Below are 16,726 nucleotides of genomic sequence, written 5' to 3'. Positions count from 1 at the left end.
CGGGGTACATCCTCATGCGCTGGCTAGGAGCTATGACAAGTCTCGGTCATTCAACCAAAGTCTGGCATGTACAAGACACATCGACGGATCGGCCTATCGTCACAGGGCTAATTGGAGAACAATCATGTCATCTCAACAGCAAGCGCCGACCGAGCCATTATCGCCTGGTATCCGGAACGACGATGAGAACGAGAAGACTCGCAACATACCCGTCAAGGAGATGGAGCGGCTCCTCGACGAAGCGCTCGACGAGACCTTTCCGGCAAGCGACGCGATTTCGTCGATGCGGTTTACGCCGGGCAACTGAAAGATGTCCTACGCAGCAATCTACATATCCATCATGTCGGCGCTGCTCGCAGCTGCGATTAGCCCTGGCCCTAGCTTTCTCACCGTTAGTCGCATTTCTGCCTCGCGGTCTCGGAACGACGGGCTCGCGGCCGCCGCAGCTATGGGGCTGGGTGGATGCCTGTTTTCTGTCCTGGCATTGGCCGGGTTGACATCGCTGTTATCGCGTTTCCAGTGGCTCGATCTGGTGCTGAAGCTACTAGGTGGCGGGTATCTCGTATACATCGGGATTCAATCGTGGAGGCATGCCGACTCGCCGCTCCCGTCAACAATCGTGAGATCAGGGCGAAGGTCGATCTGGGATAGCTTCCGTTCGGCATTCCTGGTCCAGGTGAGCAACCCCAAAACCATCGTGGTCTACGCGAGCGTATTCGCGAGCCTTCTTCCTGTCGGTACACCGACCGAACTCATCGCAGCGATTCCCTTTGGCGTCTTCGCAGTCGAAGCCAGTTGGTATGCCCTAGTCGCTCTTGGTTTTTCTTCGCACCGTGTCCGAAGTGCATATGCTTCCGCGAAGAGACTCATCGACCGATCGGTCGGCATACTGATGGCGGGTCTCGGGGTGCGTCTCATCGGTCTTGCGCATCCCTGACATGCGGGCCGGAATCGTGAAATCGCGAACACAGTGAGCCACGATGGTTGAGAAGGTGGGAAAGCTCGCAGCGACGTCCTCTTCGAGGCCGACGCAAATAAGTGAGAGCACCTCGGTAGCCTCAGAACCCGATGGGGTCTGGATCGCGCACCGACAGTCCGCGATAACGGCAGGCCTCAATGAAAGAGCGCACGACAACCGCGTGACGCGGGAGGGCGAGCTAGACGAGTGTGGCGGCGATAGCGATAGGCGGCACCGTGACGATGGGAGGCCGCACGGACATGCGGAGGATAAGCATCCTCCCGCAGAGCTGCTCTCAGGCGAAAGCGAGCGGATCGGGACTGGGAACTGGGACGAAGACGTCCCGTTTGGCGAGCACGTCGGTTATCTTTGAACTGCCGGATGTAAAGAGGCCCCACAGTGGGTCTCGCGCAGAGTTGGCACCCAGACGCTAAATCCAAAACCTCACTGGAGGTCACCATCGTCCCTTCAACAATCGTGCCTGACGTTCAATAGGCGACGCGAAGCGCTGAATATGTTCGCCCGGAAACTGGCGCGGATCGGTGAGCTGGGCGACCCCGAGCGAGACGGCCTGCGGCGGTTTCTCTTGTTCCTCTTCGAAAGGGTTCTTCATGTCCGCCACCCCGGGTTTCATCCGCAAGGAAGACGCTGTCGTTCTGATGCTTGATCACCAGACCGGCCTCTTTTCGCTTGTCAGAGACTTCCAGCCCGACGAATTCCGCAACAACGTCCTCGCTCTTGCGGCCACTGCAAAGTATTTCGACCTTCCCACGATCCTCGCCACGAGCATGGATCAGGGGCCCAACGGCGTGCTCCTCCCACAGCTCAGGGAAATTCTCCCGGACGCGCCGGTGATCAAACGCCCCGGTGAAATCAACGCCTGGGACAACCCGGAATTCCTCAAGGCACTCAAGGCCACGGGCAAAAAGCAGATTATCGTCGCGGGCATCGTCACCGATGTTTGCGTCGCGATGCCGACGCTCTCGGCGTTGGCCGAAGGTTACGAGGTCTTCGTGGTCGTGGACGCGTCGGGGACCTTCAGCAGCGTCGCCCGCGACGCCGCTCACATTCGTATGGCGCACGCCGGCGCACAGCTAATCAACTGGTTCGCCGTCGCATGCGAACTTCAGCGCGATTGGCGAAATGGGCTCGAAGGCCTCGCGGCTCTCTTCGAGAAGCACATCCCGGATTACGGCAACCTCATCAGCGGCCTGAAGCGGTAGCTCAGGACACTCTCCGGCAAACTCGCCCTGGGCCCCTTTAGTGGGGAGATGCGGGGGGCGGTTTACCGCCCTCCCGACCATCCGACACGACCCGAGCATGAGGGACATGGATCACCATCCGCATCACGGTCTCACCCAAAGCCCACGGCTCAAGCATCGTTCGGGCCAAATCGTCGCCATAGCCGGAGCACTGTCTCTTGCCGTTGCGATGGGCATCGGACGGTTTGCTTTCACACCGCTCATGCCGATCATGGCCCAAGAAGAGCTCTTGGACATTACCGCTGGGAGCAATCTCGCCAGCGCCAACTATCTCGGCTACCTGACCGGCGCGATGCTACTGATGGGCGCGCCGAGGGTGATGCCGAACGGGGTGCTCGTACGCTTGAGCTTGATCGCGACTGCGCTGCTCACGGCGGCGATGGCGATCAACTGGCCCGTAGGATGGCTTTTCTTCCGCTTCCTCGCCGGCGTATTCAGCGCGTTCGCCTTTGTGGGCACCTCGGCTTGGGCGTTCGCTCATCTAACGCGGTTGGACGCCAGCCATTTCGGCGGCATTGTCTTCACTGGACCAGGTCTGGGTATTGCGTTCTCGGGCATCTTGGCGTGGGAGCTCTTCGCAGTTGATCTGACGACCGCGACCGCGTGGCTGGCGTTCGCGGCAGTTTCCTTTGTCGCGACGTTCATATTGTGGCCGGTGCTGGGGGATCGTGACCGTCCGCCTCGGAAGGACGCATACGCCCGGGGAGAACCTGCTGCGGGCAGGATCGACCGGGTGGAGATAGTCGTATTCGCACTCGCTTACGGTTTCGCCGGGTTTGGCTACATCGTTACGGCCACCTTCCTCCCAGCAATGGCTCACGCCGAGCTTCCCCCCTCGATATGGCTGGACGCGTTCTGGCCTCTCTTCGGCGTGGCCGCCGCCGTCGGGTGCCTTCTGGCTGTCAACGTTGCGAAGCGATTCGATCCAAGGATGCTTCTGTTTGTCGCCTACGTGGCGCAGGCGATCGGCGCGCTGATAATCCTCCCCCTGCCGACCCTTGTCGGCTTTACCACGAGCAGCTTCTTGGTGGGACTTCCCTTCACCGCGATCAACTTCTTCGCGCTCAAGGAAGTGCAACGGCTCCGTCCGCATGCGGCGGCGAGGTACATGGGAATGCTGACGGCACTCTACGGCATCGGCCAGATTGCCGGTCCGCCCGTCGTCGCCGCCTTGCTGTCGAGCGCGGCATCCGTGGAAGCCGGATACAACGCCGCGCTTGGGGTGGCGGCAGCCTCCCTCGCCTTGGGAAGTGTCATCTATCTGTACATGTATTTCCGCTGGCCGCTGAGCGAACCTGCGAAGGGAAACCGTGGTCCGGCGCATCGGACGACTTGTCACGATAAACCTGGTGCCAATCTATGACTTCTTCCGAACAAGCGACGTTGGAGGGACTGGAACGTAGGCGAGGTCCTCGCGTACCGTTGGTCCCGGCTTCGGCGTTCGGCATAGTCCTTGGAACCGCCGGGCTTGCGAACGCCTGGCGTGCGGGGGCCTCGTACTGGGGGCTAGCTGAGGAAATCGGGACCGGTCTAGCTATCGCAGCTGTCATCGTCTGGATCGTGCTGACAGCGCTTTTCTCTCTGAAATGGCTGGTCTTCCGCAAGGAGGCCCTCGAGGAAGTCTACCATCCCGTGCAGTGCTGTTTCGTCGGTCTGGTCGGTGTCTCGACGATGTTGGCGGCAGGGGCGATGACCGGCTTATGGCCGGAGCCCGCAAAGACGCTGTTCTGGGTGGGCTTCGTCTACACGGTTGCGTTTGCGGTCTGGCGCACCGGCGATCTTTGGCACGGCGGCCGCGATCCGTCGACGACGACTGCGGTGTTATATCTCCCTACTGTCGCCGGTTCGTTTGTAACGGCTATCGTTGGCACCCATTTCGCCGGCGCGGTTTTCGGACAAATGGCTTTCGGGGCAGGTCTGTTTTCCTGGTTGGCCATCGAGTCCGTATTGCTGCATCGGTTATTGACAGCCGTCGAGCTGCCTGAAGCGCTTCGACCGACCATCGGCATCCAACTGGCACCTCCAGCGGTTGGGTCGGCTGCCTATCTCAGCACAACCTCGGGACCTCCAGATATCCTGATTATGACGATGTTCGGTTACGCCGTATTGCAGACGTTGCTAATGCTCCGGATATTGCCTTGGGTGATGAAACAGGGCTTTTCGGCGTCATATTGGGCATTCACGTTCGGAGCGACATCTTTGGCAACCTCCGCGATCAAGCTTGCGCAACGCGACGCGGGAGAACCCATGTTTCAGCTGGCAAAGGTCGCCTTTGCGCTTGCCAACATAACCGTTGGCGTCATCGCAGTGATGAGCCTGGTCCTTCTCTTTCGGGGCGCTTTGTTTGGCGTGAAGCGAGCAGAATAGCGGTGGCGGTCGGACCTGATCGCATCTTCTGGATTTGTGGCGGCGCTGCCGGTTGCGGAACTCGAGAAACGATCATGCCGAGTGTGTTCCTCGTCAATACGGACTGGCGGCCGATGCCACTGCGATCCCTCGCTCCTTTTCGATGAAGACCTTGGCCGGAAACCGTTGGACGTAGGCCCGCACGGCAAGCTGATCGCGCTTGGATTGCACTAAGTTCCTGACAACAGTTGGTTAGCGCCGCCGTGCCCCATCACCATAGCCGCCAACGTACCTCGGTATGTGCGCCGTTCCTGTTCGTATCCTTCACTTCAACCCGTCGGGCGGGCCGTCAGCTCACAACGGGTGACCGCAAGCCTCTGACGCTCTCGCATCGGATGCAATCGCGTGTGATTCGCGACGAGAACATGATGCCCGTCGGCTCGCGTCAGCATTTGAGCTCAGCTCCGTTGTGCCGTTCCTCGTAAACATGAATTGCGGTTGTCGCGGACATGGATATTCTCCTGATACGAGAAGGCGTCGGGGATGGAATATGCGTAGCGGGGTTGTCCTCTGGTTTTTGTTTGCTGGGTTGTTGCTGGTGTTGTCGCAGGCGCATGCAGCGGTTTCAATCGAGAGGCTGCAGATTAACGGCGGACAGACGATACTGGTCGTTCGGGGAGAATTCGAATTCACCGACAATCCGGACAAGTTGATAGCGGAAGCTGCGGCATCGGGCGCGCGCGTTGTCACGTTCGACAGCAATGGCGGAAATGTGCGTGCGGCAATGGCCTTCGGGCGAGCGATCCGGTCTCTGGGGACTGAGACGGTCCAACTGCGTGCAGCCGAGTGCGCCTCCGCTTGCGCGCTGGCGTTCGTCGGTGGCGTGAGGCGAACAGCCGATCCCGGATCGATCGGGGTACATCAATCGTCTTTCTCAGGCGATGCTGCAATTAATGGCCATGAGGCCGTTGCGGCCGTTCAGTCCCTGACGGCGGAGATCATGTCGTATCTCATGGAGATGGGAGTCGATCCGAAGCTAATGCAGCTGAGTCTTTCAATTCCCAGTTCGGACATAAGGTATCTGACGGCAGGCGAGATGACGCAGTTTGGAGTGACGACCTCTACACCATCTACGAGCCAGCTCGTGGGCGCGACTGCGGAGAGCACCCCGTCCGTGAAGCCAGTGGTCATCTCCACTGCGCCTGCCGACGCCGACCGCGTCCTGCGGTTCGTTGCCGAGTATCACGACGCCTGGTCGCGTCCAAACGCTCAGGCGCTTGCCTTCATGAGCACGGCTTATGCCGACACTGTGACCTTCTACGGGAAGGCGATATCTCGAGACGAGGTTCTGCGGGAAAAGGCGGTTTTCGCGGATCGTTGGCCGAAGCGGGTCTACAGCGTGAAGCACGGTTCGGAGCGCGTTACATGCGATTCGACGTGTACCGTCACTGGCACCGTCGAATGGTTCGCACATAGTCCCAGGCGCGCGAGATCATCTTCGGGCATGGCGGACTTCTCCCTGATCTGGGACCCGGCAACAAACAGGATCATGTCGGAAACGGGAAAGGTTTTGGCAACAGATAGAAAGCCGCGCGAACCAACCAGGATAATTTCTCAATGGCAGCAGCAGAACGGTGATTGCCGAGGCGGTAGGGGCGACTCCGACGAGACTTGGAAAGCCTGCGATCGACGTGAGGCCATTGGCGCGAAACTCGAGGCAGTGGGTTGGTGCTACGGCCGCGAGGGGGAATATGGCTATCAGATGCAATGGCATGTTTGCGGAAGGTAATCGGCGTGATCGCCGTCCCTAACCAAGCCTGTGCTCCCTCCGCAAGTGGGGACCGCTGACCCCCAGTCAAAAGCCGGTACTGACCGGCCGAATCGGAAGTATTGCTATGCGCTCAGCGCCTCGCCACTGTCACCGGGGCTGGGCTGCTTATCTCGTGCAGCGGCCAGAGGTTTGTAACTTTTCGGCTTTCCGTGCGTTCTGTCGGGCAACCTAAGGAACGGAGGCAGTGATGTCGAAGCGCGAACTCATCGATACCGGGACCGACAAGCGCTACGTGCGGCGCGACGAAAGCGGGAAGTTCAAACAATCGGTGGATGTCGGCCGTTCCCTGTCGTCGGACAGGAAACAGAAGGCGAAGCACGATGCCAAGCCCGGCCAGGGCGACAAGGGCGATCGCAAGAACTAGCTCCGTGAAGATCGCCACCTATAACGTCAACGGGGTGAATGGCCGTCTGGATGTCCTGCTGCGGTGGCTGGAGGAGGCGTCACCGGACGTCGTCTGCCTTCAGGAACTGAAGGCACCAGACCCAAAGTTCCCCGTCAAGGCTATCGAGGCTGCAGGATACGGGGCGATTTGGCACGGCCAGAAGAGTTGGAACGGCGTGGCGATCCTCGCCAGAGACAGGGAGCCAACACAGACGCGCAAGGGCCTGCCCGGCGATCCGGACGATACCCACAGCCGTTATATCGAGGCAGCGATCGATGGCATGGTGATCGGCTGCCTCTATCTGCCCAACGGAAATCCCTATCCGGGACCGAAGTTCGAATACAAGCTGGCATGGTTCCACAGGCTGACATCTTATGCGGGAGAGCTGCTGGAACTCGACGTCCCGGTGATCCTCGCTGGCGACTACAACGTCATGCCGACGGAACTCGATGTGTACAAACCGGAGCGTTGGGTGAACGACGCGCTGTTCCGCGTCGAGGTCAGAGACTGTTATCATCGCCTGCTTGGACAGGGCTGGACGGATGCTCTCCGGCATCTTCATCCCGGCGAACGCATCTACACCTTTTGGGACTACTTCCGAAACGCCTTCGCGAGGGATGCCGGCCTTCGTATCGACCACTTCTTGCTCAGCCCGGATGTCACCAAGAGGCTTTCTGATTCAGGTGTCGACAAGCATGTCCGGGGATGGGAGCGCACAAGCGATCACGCGCCGATTTGGATCGAGCTTTCAGATCGACCTAAGAGACGGAGGAAGACGAATGACGATGAATGACTGGCGCGCCGACGTGCATCTCGGATTGGAAAGACTGGTCGATGCCGCTGTCGTTGCCGGCGCGCGTCAACAGGATGTCTACGACGCAATTCTTGACGAGATTGGAAAGCTTCGACTCGCCTACGAACGAGACCCTGATCCCGCCGACGACGTCAGCGAACAGGTCGTCGAAGAACCGTCCAACAATTGGCCTGCCGCCGACAAGGGCTGAGCCGCACTGGCGGAGGCCTCGGCAGGGAAGACGGTGGCCTTAGCCCATGGCGCTTGGTCGGGAAGAGCAATTCTCCCGAGTTTCGGGACCATCCGCTGTCCGCCTGCTGCGCCTCCGCAGGCGATCCGTCTCCAGCGTATGACACCTGATGACTCTTGAGGAATTCACTGCGCAACTAAAGGACTTTGCGGCGCTTTGGTGGACGTTCGATCGTGTATGCATCCGATCCAATTCCGCGCTCGATTTCGCGCCAGGTAACCGGAGCCGCGACAGGATACCCTGATCGCGCCCGCGGGGAGTAGGTACCGACGGCTGTAGTACCGCGGCCGTTCCTCAGATAATCGAGAAAAAGCTTTCCGGGTCGCTGCGAAAGCTGTGCCGACGTGACGTAGTGGTCGGGATCGGTGCTGGCAAACTGCTGCGCCAAGCGTTTGGCATAGGCGCGCGCCGTGTTATGCGACATCTTTGCCGGCAGAGGGGCCATGATGTGAACGCCCTTGCCCCCGGTGAGCTTTGGCCATGTCTTGAAGCCCTCCGCCTCAAGGAATCCCCCTAGCCGCAAAGCGGTTTCGACGACGAACGCCCACGACACGCCTTCGCCGGGATCGAGATCGAAGATTAGCGCGTCGGCGTGTTCGATATCGTCCACGGTCGCCGCCCAGGGATGCAGTTCCACCGCGCCCATTTCGACAAGTCCCAGCAATCCAGCGAGATCGTCGACCCACAGACGAACCCCTTCGCCGCCCTCGCGCTTCTCTATGCGAAGCTGGTGGACCTCTGGCGGGATCGGCGGCAGCGGTCCCTTGTGATAGAAGGTGGTGCCGTGGATGTGTCTTACGAGCTTCAACGGGCGACCGCCGAGGAAATGCAAGGCGCGATCGGCAACGCGCGTCCAGTAGTCCGCAAGCTCCTCCTTCAATGGCGCGACGGCGTCTGGCAGCAACTGCAGTATGTTCTGCTGCGGCACCCGGACCGAGGCGAGACCAGCGGTCGGTCGCTGTTTAGCGGCATCTCGCGAGGCTTCGCGCAAGCCTTTGAACACGGGCTCCCGCAGCAGGCCGTCATCCGTCACCCCGCCATAGTCGATCTCAGCGTAAACCTGCGGCTCCACCCAGGTCGCCTTGGGCTTGTTGATCGGGTGGGAGAGGGGGCTCTTGCCGATAATCAAGGGGTCGAGCCGCTCCCGCACCTCGCGCGCCGCCGCCAGGGTATACCCGGTTTGGGCCTTGCCCGCATAAACGATGCGATCGCCATCCCTGCGCCCGAGATAGAGCGAGGCAATCCTGCGCGGGTGCGCGCCGAGCTTTTCGATGAAGGCGACGATCGGGAAGGCCTCGCGCTTCTTGCATTTCGTCTTTGTCCAGAATTCCTGCCGCCCGGATCGGTATGGCGCGTCCTTGCGTTTCGAGACAATCCCCTCCAGACCCATCTCGCAGGCGTGCCGATATATCGCTTCTCCTTCATCAAGCTCGAGATAGTCGACATAGGCGATGGTGCCGGCCCCGTCTTCCAGTACCTCGCGCAGCGCTCGTTTGCGCTCGATCAGCGGTACCCGTCGGAGGTCGTAGCCGTCCAGGTAGAGCAGGTCAAACGCTTGAAACGTAAGATGTTGCGACGAGCGTTTCGCGAGCTCTCGCCGAAGTGCTTGAAAATCGGGAAGCCCCGTCTTGCCGAAGACCGTAACCTCTCCATCCATCACCGCCTCGTGTCCGGGTAGGTCCATCGCGGCCGCTGCGATTGACTTGAATTCCTTCGTCCAATCCAGCCCGGTCCGTGTGTAGATTGTGATCTTGCCGCGCTCGATATGCAGCTGCGCACGGTAGCCATCAAGCTTGATTTCGTGAAGCCACACCCCACCATCCGGTGGCCTTTTCTTCAGCGTCGGGTGGCAGGGTTCAATGAACTTTGGAAAGGCGGATTTGGTTGCGCCGAGATTTGCGAGACGGGCGACAGGGGACACCGCGGCATTTCGTCCCTTAGCACTATTCGAGATGCCTTCACGGGAAAGCAGGGGTTTGGCAGGCTGCCTCAAGACATGCCTCCATCTTCGGGTCAAGATTCAACCCCGCAGAACCGTATTTCGTTCCGGGGTCGCCTCACGTAGGCAGCGGTCTGCTCACTCGCGGTTCCGCGCCTCCGATTTCCGCCCTTGCTTGGCTTGGATCATCGCCACCGTCGATTCGGTGCTCGCGTTCTCGAGAGCCGCTGGTCGGCGCTGCGGTCAGTCTTCTAAGCAACCCGAAACGATCCCAGCCCCCGCTAGTTCGCTGGTGACGCTTTCATGTGCTATGAGGTCAATCGCCGACCGGAGAGGGCCTATATGAGCGACGACAACATTGTTAAGTTTGAACGGCGGAAGCCAAAACAAGCGTCAAAGAGGGGCAATCCAAGGCAGCGTAAGGCCTTTATCTGGCTCTTGCCGATCGTCGGAGTGGTCGTGGTGTGGGCTTATTACTAGTTCATCGCGCCTCCTAACCTGCCGTGAGAGATCGTCTTACCGCAGTGATACCAGCCGCGGATGTTCCTCGTCCTAACCGGTCAATCTCTCCCTCCCTCATGGGCGTCCCAAAGGCTCCATCGCCTTGTAAAAGAAAACCGTAGAAAACATTCCGGGTGACCGCGACGCAGCACGGTCTTGAATTCGTCTTTTGTTCGCCACTTGCCGCCGACCGAGGTCGTTCGGCCTTTTTGCCGTACGCGCAGCCGTTCGCGGAAGAGCGACCCTGCAGCCTATCTTGGCTGCAGGGTGGCTTCTTCTAAGACAGACCTCGTAACAGGGTAGGGATCAGCTCCGACACGGTCGGGTGGACCGGAACCGCCCATTGAAGGTCAGTGAAAGGGGTCCTGGCGGTCATTGCGTCGATGAAACCGTGGATCGCCTCATCACCTTCGACGCCGAGGATCGTCGCTCCCAGGATTTCCTTCGTATCGGCGTCCGCCATAACCTTCATGAAGCCTAGTGTCTCACCGCGTTCCATTGCGCGAGCCACCCTGGACATAGGACGAGTAGAAACCAGTATCTTACGCCCTGAGGCGCGCGCTTCCCTTTCGGTCATCCCGACACGCCCAAGCGGTGGATCGATGTATAGCGCGTACGCGGGAACCCTGCTCGAGACCTTGCGGTCCTCGGCATCTAGGAGATTTGCCGCAACGATCTCAAAGTCGTTGTAAGACGTGTGTGTGAATGCACCACGGCCATTGCAGTCGCCGAGAGCCCAGATGCCGGGCACGTTCGTTTCGAGGCGGTCGTTGACCGGGATGTAGCCCCGCGCGTCTAATTCGACACCAGCCGCCTCCAGACCTAGATCGTCGGTGTTTGGACGACGGCCGGTCGCCATGAGAACATGGCTCACATCATGAGACACGCCATCGGCATTGAGGAGGATATGTTCGCCCTTCGACGAGCAGGTGATCTCACTCACATCGGTGTGGACGGCAACGCCTTCACCAGCAAGGATATCTCGTATTGCGATCGAAACATCGTCGTCCTCGCGGGGCGCGAGCCGGGGTCCGCGTTCGATGAGGGTGACCTCGGAACCGAAGCGCCGGTACATCTGGGCGAACTCCAGACCGATGTAGCTGCCGCCGATTATCGCCAGGTGCCGGGGCAAGGTGTCTAAGTCAAGGATCGAAGTACTCGTCAGATAACCGATTTCCTTGATCCCCGGGAATGTCGGAATGATCGGACGCGCGCCAACGTTGACGAATATGCGGGGCGCGGCGAGCGCTTCGCCGTTCACCACGACGGTGTCAGCAGCGGTGAACTTCGCATGGCCATAGATGATCGTGAGGCCCTTTAGGTTGCCGAGCCACTCGATAAGCCCGTTGCGGACCTTCATAGTCACAGCGTGAGCGCGGTCCCTCACGACTGTCATATCGACGGTCAGCTCTTTACCGATCTTCACCCCGAATTCATCTGCCCGGCGGGCGACGTGAGCGGTCCGTGCGCTCGCTACGAGGGTCTTGGTCGGAATGCATCCCGTGTTGACGCAGGTCCCACCAAGGAATTCGCGTTCTATCAATGCCACGTTCAGCCCGCTTTCCGCCATTCTGGCGGCAAGAAAGGGACCAGCCTGACCCGCGCCGATGAATATCGCGTCGTAGCGCTGCATCAGACCGCTCCGACAATGAGGATCGCGCCGATGATCGCGACGGCGTCTTCGATGAACGCAGCCGGCATGTCCTTACCGAAAGTTGCTGCCATCTTGCCGCGGGCCGCCGCGCCGCCGTAAGTTCCGATGATCGATCCGATCACGCCCGCAATGAGTCCTGCGACCAAGGCGTCGCCGGATGCGCCGACGGTCGCGCCGGTCAGGGCTCCAACCACGATTCTTGTGCCGAACTGCAATGGCACCTTGCGGCTCGGCGTCGTCGGAAGCTGGTCGCTGATCAGTTCCCCGATCGCGGCGACCGTGAATATCCAGGGCGTCCAGCGATAGCCCATGAAGGCCAGGGAGGACGAAGACACGTCAAACCATCCAAGCCATGCGGCCCAGGCGACGGCGGCAGGTGCGGTCATGGCGCGCAGTCCCGCGATGACCCCGATGAGAAGAGCTAGAATGAGAAGCATTGAAGTTTCCTTTTATGGCTGGATGGCTTCCTTGACCGCCTCGGCGGTTATTGGGATGTGCCGGAGACGTGCACCGGAAGCGGCGAAAATGGCATTTGCGATGGCTGGTCCAACGACCGTCGTTGGGGGTTCGCCAAGCCCTGTGGGTGCTTCGCGGCTGTCGACAAAACTGATGTCGAGGGGCGGGGTGTCGGCGATCCTGAGAGGGGTGTAGGTGTCGAGGTTTCGATCGACCACCTGGCCGTTTTCGAACCGGGTGCCCTCGAACAATGCGAGGCTCGCGCCCCAGAGCGTGGCTCCTTCAGCCTGCGCCAGTGCCCCGCCGGGGTCGACGATGGTTCCCGCGTCGATGACCGATGTCAGTCGCTCGACCTTCACGTTGCCGGTGGCCCGGTCGACGGAGACATGGGCGACGCAGGCAACCCAGGTCGGCATTTCGCGCTCCTGACCGAAGCTCGTCGCTACTCCGAGGCCGTGTCCGTCGGGGAGCGGGTTGCCCCATCCCGCGCGCTCGGCGACTGTTCGCAGTACATGTGCCTGGCGGAGCGCGCCGCCGACACTGTTGGGCGCGGAACCAGCGTTTCGGCCGATACCCTTGAGCAGGCCAAGGCGGAAATCGACCGGATCAGCTCCGACCTCGTGTGCGGCCTCGTCCATGAAGCTCTCGAGCGCCCAGTTCGTCCATCCGGGACCGACGGACCTAAGCCAACCAGGACGAAACGTCGCTCGGGCGAGATCGTTGGAGATCGCCCTGACCTTCTGTGCCCCCACCTCGTACCAGTGGTCGGCACCGTTGATGGAGAACGGATCGAACGGGATGCCATTGGCACCTTTTGGCATGAAAAATGGAGCGAGCACCTCTGTTGGCCAGCCAGCGGCAGCGTGATGCTCCATCGCAACCACTTTCTTGTTCGGATCGAACGCCATTCGAAGCGTCTGGACGGCCGGCGAGCGCACAGAGTCGAACCTGCAGTCGTCCTCTCTGGTGAGGATCATCTTGACCGGAGCGTTGAGGGCCTTCGCCGTCAGAGCGGCAGGAACTGCGTAGTCGCCGTTAAGCCGCCGACCAAACCCGCCGCCAAGCATGTAGGTCTTGAGGACGACCGAATCCTCGGGACGACCGAGCGCCTTCGCAAGCGTCGGCAAAATCAGGCTCTGCCACTGGTTCCCCGTGTGAATTTCGAAGATGCCATCCTTCTCGAACGCCAACGCGTTCGTCGGCTCCAGCTGGAAATGGAGAGCGGTGGCGTTCGTATAGGTCCGTTCGATGGTATGCTCGGCGGGGCCGAACACCGCTTCGGTGTTCGTATCCCCTGTGTCGAGGATCGAGCCGACCTTGCCTTCGGCGATCAACGCCGCGCCATGATCCTGCAGGTCCTTCTCTGACACCTCGTTAGTGGGGCCAGCGTTCCAGGTCACACGCAACTGATCGGCGGCGCGCATCGCGGCGACATAGGTCTCCCCGATCGCCATGACCCAGCCGGGCACCGTTTCCGTTGGATCGTCGAGGACTATCGAACGGATATATCCCTTCACACCTCGTGCGTCGCTGTCATCGACTGCCACGACCTTCGATCCGTACCTTGTCGGTGGGAGTACCGGACGAGCGTAGACCATTCCCTCGATGCGAGCGTCTATGCCATAGCGCGCACTGCCATTCAGTTTCGGCGGGATATCAAGTGCAGCCACGGCGCGGCCGATCAGCCTGCGCTCTTCCACCGGCTTGGTCGGCATCGCTGCGAGTTGATCTGACGTGTACGTTCGGACGATCCCGCTTTTGACGATCGTTCCGTAGTCGATGCTCCGGTCCCCGCTCACGACATTGCCCTCTCGGGCATGGCATTCGGCTTCCGGAACGCCGAGCAATTCCGCTCCGCGCTGGAGCAGTGCCTGCCGCCCGGCAGCTCCCGCTTTGCTGAAGATCGGCCAGGTCTGGGAAACCGACCAGCTGCCGCCGGTGACCATGAGGCCCCATTTGGCGGCGGAGTCGACATGCGTGATGTGGACCTGGTCCCAGGAGACTTCGAGTTCGTCCGCGATGATCCTTGCGAGCGACGTTCCTACGTGCTGGCCCATCTCCGCGCGGATGATATTGACTTCCACAACGCCGTTGCCGTCGATGGAATACCAGATGGTTGGCTCGAAGGTCTGCTCCGGCACGATTTCATCGCCTGACGGCAGCGCCATCGAACCACTGGCGTAGTTCGCGAAACCAAATGCCGCCACTGCGCCCGAGGCGGCAATCAGGAAGCTGCGCCTCGTCAGGTTTCCCGCCGAGTGTCGAACGTCACCGATCCTAGCCATGGGTCTGAGCCTCCTTAGCGATCGCGGCGGCGCGCTTGACTGCGGCCCGAATGCGCGGATAGGTCATGCAGCGGCACAGGTTGCCCGCCATGACAGCGTCAATGATTTCGTCCGTCGGATCGGGAAAATCCGAGAGAAGCGTGACCGCCTGCATTATTTGTCCGGACTGACAGTAGCCGCATTGCGGAACCTGCATTTCGCTCCACGCCTTCTGTACTGGATGGGAGGCGTTCGAGGACAAGCCCTCGATCGTAGTCACTTCGCCTCCGTCCACCGCCGAAATAGGCGTGACGCAGGATCGGAGCGCACGGCCGCCGACGTGGACAGTGCACGCGCCACACATGCCGATGCCGCAGCCGAACTTGGTGCCCGTAAGGCCGACGTTGTCGCGGATGAACCAGAGCAGAGGCGTGTCTGCCGCTTCTCCGGTCGATACGGGTTTACCGTTCACCGAAAACGATATGGGGTTCTGGCCGTCAGTCATGGGCTGCTCCTGCGCTGCGGGTTCTTGCGACCCTTTCCTCGAGGTCCGTCCACGTAGGGAGGTCCGTTCGGGTCGATCTCAGGTACTTGGCGATCTCCGCGAGGTCTCGGTCTGTCATCGCCCTGAACGCTGGCATGACGACACCAGGTTTCCCGTCCTCGGCGCTTACCCCCTCAAGGACGGCGTGAAGCAGGTTGTTGGGCTTCTCCAAGAACAGCGCGGAGTTCAGGCCGAGCTCCGGGCGAGCGTCCGCGACCTTTTCTCCGGCGTTGAAGTGGCAGGTGGCGCAAGCCGTGACGTAGAGTCGTTCACCTGGTGTCGCCAGCGAGGAGGAGCTCTTGGCGGCGTCTTGCTCCAGCGATCTCGTTTCGGCTGCCTCTTGTAGGGCAGAGCTGCCGCCGCCGAGGGTGACCAGATACTGCGAGATCGCCTGGATATCGTCGTCCGGGAGCTTCGCCAGCCCCTGGTGGACGACTGGAGACATCGTACCCGCGGCGGTACCGTGCAAGCGGCTCGAGCCGGTCCTCAGGTAGTCGTAGAAGTCCGAGGCACGCCACCCGGTCGGGGAAGGGGTGTTCCCATTCAGTGCGGGTGCGGTCCAGCCGTCGATGTCCGCTCCGTCCATCGCGCGCCCGGCAATCTCGGCTCCAAGGGCGTTCCTCGGGGTGTGGCAGGCCCCGCAATGCGCGATCCCGTCGACCAGATAGTGCCCGCGGGCTTCCGCCGTTTGCGAGATCGCGTTCTGAGGTTCAGGGGGGCGGAAAAAGAGCAGCTTCCATCCGGCCTGAAGGAAACGGATGTTCAGAGGAAAGGGGAGGGTGTTGTCCCGGTTCACCTGCCGCACGGGAGTGCGGGTCATGAAGAAGGCGTAAAGCGCGTCGATGTCGCGGTCGCTCAGCAAGGCGAAATGATCGTACGGAAACGCCGGAAACAAGTGCGACCCGTCCCGGGACACGCCTTCCCGCATCGCCCTCGCGAATGCGGATCGAGACCATGACCCGATGCCAGTGGCCGGGTCAGGAGTTATGTTGGTCGGGTAGATCGTCCCGAATTGGGTAACAAGCCCCCGTCCACCCGCAAAGGGTTTCGTCGGATCGGAGGTGTGACAGACGCCACAGTAGCCCGCGCCCGCCAGAACTTCTCCGCCAGCTACGAGTTCCGGTGTGAACGTGCTGGCTGGAGACGGGGCGTCGTCTATTTCCGGTTGCCAGCTATATACGACGAACCCGGCCGCGGCGGTTGCACCCACAGCGGCCAAAGTGACAAACGCATTTCTAAGTTTTCGAAGACTTCCCCGCATATCCCGCCTCGTGGTTTTGGGACGAGGATAGGAGAGGCGGGGTCTTGGCTATTGAACGTGGCGGCCATCTGTTTAACAGCGCCACAGGTGCCTCTTCGCTGATGCCGTTGGCCTAATTCGATGTAACCCGCGAAGCCCTCGATCCACCCGCGATCGCGTTGTCATCCCCATTTAAGTGAGGTGGAACGCATTGGCACCTGTGCGCCATTTTAGAAGATGAGCGCAGCCTGATCGGATGAGTTTTTGCCGGATAGCTCCGTCTCCAACACTCGCGCGAAAATT

General features: G+C 60.7%; 16 protein-coding genes. 9 read left to right on the top strand and 7 right to left on the bottom strand.

Translation table 11 applies throughout. The features are described from left to right. Nucleotides 1-124 precede the first annotated feature (124 nt). Nucleotides 125-307 carry a hypothetical protein gene (locus tag QN224_RS13845; RefSeq protein ID WP_283977158.1) on the top strand — a complete coding sequence of 61 codons (183 nt, stop codon included), beginning with the start codon at nt 125-127 and terminating at the stop codon, nt 305-307. Between the two features lie 3 nt (nt 308-310). Continuing rightward, the gene (locus QN224_RS13840) at nt 311-937 is read left to right on the top strand and encodes a LysE family transporter (RefSeq protein WP_283977157.1); all 627 of its coding nucleotides are present in this window, start codon (nt 311-313) and stop codon (nt 935-937) included. Nucleotides 938-1,412: 475 nt separating this feature from the next. On the opposite strand, the gene QN224_RS13835 is transcribed toward QN224_RS13840, so the two are convergent. Next, nucleotides 1,413-1,571 carry a hypothetical protein gene (locus tag QN224_RS13835; RefSeq protein ID WP_283977156.1) on the bottom strand — a complete coding sequence of 53 codons (159 nt, stop codon included), beginning with the start codon at nt 1,569-1,571 and terminating at the stop codon, nt 1,413-1,415. Between QN224_RS13835 and ycaC the strand changes: the two genes are divergently transcribed. The 7 genes from ycaC to QN224_RS13800 all read left to right on the top strand — a co-directional run bounded on the left by ycaC (nt 1,570) and on the right by QN224_RS13800 (nt 7,786). Beyond that, entirely contained in the window at nt 1,570-2,181 is a 612-nt protein-coding gene (ycaC, locus tag QN224_RS13830) for an isochorismate family cysteine hydrolase YcaC (RefSeq protein WP_283977155.1), read from the top strand. The two genes, QN224_RS13835 and ycaC, sit on opposite strands and share 2 nt — an antisense overlap. Before the next feature lie 97 nt (nt 2,182-2,278). Continuing rightward, complete coding sequence (locus QN224_RS13825) at nt 2,279-3,583, top strand: YbfB/YjiJ family MFS transporter (protein ID WP_336621111.1); 1,305 nt, start codon at nt 2,279-2,281, stop codon at nt 3,581-3,583. A gap of 20 nt (nt 3,584-3,603) precedes the next feature. Further along, nucleotides 3,604-4,587 carry a dicarboxylate transporter/tellurite-resistance protein TehA gene (gene tehA / locus QN224_RS13820; RefSeq protein WP_283977153.1) on the top strand — a complete coding sequence of 328 codons (984 nt, stop codon included), beginning with the start codon at nt 3,604-3,606 and terminating at the stop codon, nt 4,585-4,587. Between the two features lie 529 nt (nt 4,588-5,116). Beyond that, nucleotides 5,117-6,355 (top strand): hypothetical protein, encoded by a 1,239-nt coding sequence (locus QN224_RS13815; RefSeq protein WP_283977152.1) that lies wholly within the window; start codon nt 5,117-5,119, stop codon nt 6,353-6,355. Between the two features lie 229 nt (nt 6,356-6,584). After that, a complete protein-coding gene (locus tag QN224_RS13810; protein WP_018094971.1) occupies nt 6,585-6,761 on the top strand; it encodes a hypothetical protein in 177 nt (58 codons plus the stop codon). 4 nt (nt 6,762-6,765) lie between these two features. Beyond that, nucleotides 6,766-7,575 (top strand): exodeoxyribonuclease III, encoded by an 810-nt coding sequence (gene xth, locus QN224_RS13805; RefSeq protein ID WP_283977151.1) that lies wholly within the window; start codon nt 6,766-6,768, stop codon nt 7,573-7,575. Further along, the gene (locus QN224_RS13800; protein WP_283977150.1) at nt 7,562-7,786 is read left to right on the top strand and encodes a hypothetical protein; all 225 of its coding nucleotides are present in this window, start codon (nt 7,562-7,564) and stop codon (nt 7,784-7,786) included. The genes xth and QN224_RS13800 overlap by 14 nt, the downstream gene beginning before the upstream one ends. A 175-nt stretch (nt 7,787-7,961) precedes the next feature. Here QN224_RS13800 and ligD read toward each other — a convergent pair whose 3' ends face one another. The 6 genes from ligD to QN224_RS13770 form a co-directional block, all read right to left on the bottom strand. Next, on the bottom strand, nt 7,962-9,818 hold the full coding sequence (gene ligD, locus QN224_RS13795) for a DNA ligase D (protein WP_283977149.1): 1,857 nt from the start codon (nt 9,816-9,818) through the stop codon (nt 7,962-7,964). A 724-nt stretch (nt 9,819-10,542) separates the two neighbouring features. After that, nucleotides 10,543-11,898, bottom strand: coding sequence for an FAD-containing oxidoreductase (locus QN224_RS13790; RefSeq protein ID WP_283977148.1), 1,356 nt, complete (start codon nt 11,896-11,898; stop codon nt 10,543-10,545). Further along, on the bottom strand, nt 11,898-12,356 hold the full coding sequence (locus QN224_RS13785; RefSeq protein WP_283977147.1) for a DUF4126 domain-containing protein: 459 nt from the start codon (nt 12,354-12,356) through the stop codon (nt 11,898-11,900). Before QN224_RS13785 ends, QN224_RS13790 begins: the two co-directional genes overlap by 1 nt. A gap of 12 nt (nt 12,357-12,368) precedes the next feature. After that, a complete protein-coding gene (locus QN224_RS13780) occupies nt 12,369-14,660 on the bottom strand; it encodes a xanthine dehydrogenase family protein molybdopterin-binding subunit (RefSeq protein ID WP_283977146.1) in 2,292 nt (763 codons plus the stop codon). After that, complete coding sequence (locus QN224_RS13775) at nt 14,653-15,144, bottom strand: (2Fe-2S)-binding protein (RefSeq protein ID WP_283977145.1); 492 nt, start codon at nt 15,142-15,144, stop codon at nt 14,653-14,655. Before QN224_RS13775 ends, QN224_RS13780 begins: the two co-directional genes overlap by 8 nt. Further along, nucleotides 15,137-16,078 carry a cytochrome c gene (locus QN224_RS13770; RefSeq protein WP_283977144.1) on the bottom strand — a complete coding sequence of 314 codons (942 nt, stop codon included), beginning with the start codon at nt 16,076-16,078 and terminating at the stop codon, nt 15,137-15,139. The genes QN224_RS13775 and QN224_RS13770 overlap by 8 nt, the downstream gene beginning before the upstream one ends. Nucleotides 16,079-16,726 lie beyond the last annotated feature (648 nt).

Origin of the sequence: Sinorhizobium sp. 7-81 (genome assembly GCF_030124405.1) — a bacterium.
In the GTDB taxonomy this organism is placed as follows: domain Bacteria; phylum Pseudomonadota; class Alphaproteobacteria; order Rhizobiales; family Rhizobiaceae; genus Sinorhizobium; species Sinorhizobium psoraleae.
Note: the sequence above shows the minus strand (reverse complement) of the source record. Positions and strands in the feature narration are given on the sequence as shown.

Bases quoted from the DNA above. Each gene is read 5' to 3' on its own strand.
- QN224_RS13845 (WP_283977158.1), top strand. From the start codon at position 125: ATGTCATCTCAACAGCAAGCGCCGACCGAGCCATTATCGCCTGGTATC.
- QN224_RS13840 (WP_283977157.1), top strand. From the start codon at position 311: ATGTCCTACGCAGCAATCTACATATCCATCATGTCGGCGCTGCTCGCA.
- ycaC (WP_283977155.1), top strand. From the start codon at position 1,570: ATGTCCGCCACCCCGGGTTTCATCCGCAAGGAAGACGCTGTCGTTCTG.
- QN224_RS13835 (WP_283977156.1), bottom strand. From the start codon at position 1,571: ATGAAGAACCCTTTCGAAGAGGAACAAGAGAAACCGCCGCAGGCCGTC.
- QN224_RS13825 (WP_336621111.1), top strand. From the start codon at position 2,279: ATGAGGGACATGGATCACCATCCGCATCACGGTCTCACCCAAAGCCCA.
- QN224_RS13815 (WP_283977152.1), top strand. From the start codon at position 5,117: ATGCGTAGCGGGGTTGTCCTCTGGTTTTTGTTTGCTGGGTTGTTGCTG.
- QN224_RS13810 (WP_018094971.1), top strand. From the start codon at position 6,585: ATGTCGAAGCGCGAACTCATCGATACCGGGACCGACAAGCGCTACGTG.
- QN224_RS13800 (WP_283977150.1), top strand. From the start codon at position 7,562: ATGACGATGAATGACTGGCGCGCCGACGTGCATCTCGGATTGGAAAGA.
- QN224_RS13790 (WP_283977148.1), bottom strand. From the start codon at position 11,898: ATGCAGCGCTACGACGCGATATTCATCGGCGCGGGTCAGGCTGGTCCC.
- QN224_RS13785 (WP_283977147.1), bottom strand. From the start codon at position 12,356: ATGCTTCTCATTCTAGCTCTTCTCATCGGGGTCATCGCGGGACTGCGC.
- QN224_RS13780 (WP_283977146.1), bottom strand. From the start codon at position 14,660: ATGGCTAGGATCGGTGACGTTCGACACTCGGCGGGAAACCTGACGAGG.
- QN224_RS13775 (WP_283977145.1), bottom strand. From the start codon at position 15,144: ATGACTGACGGCCAGAACCCCATATCGTTTTCGGTGAACGGTAAACCC.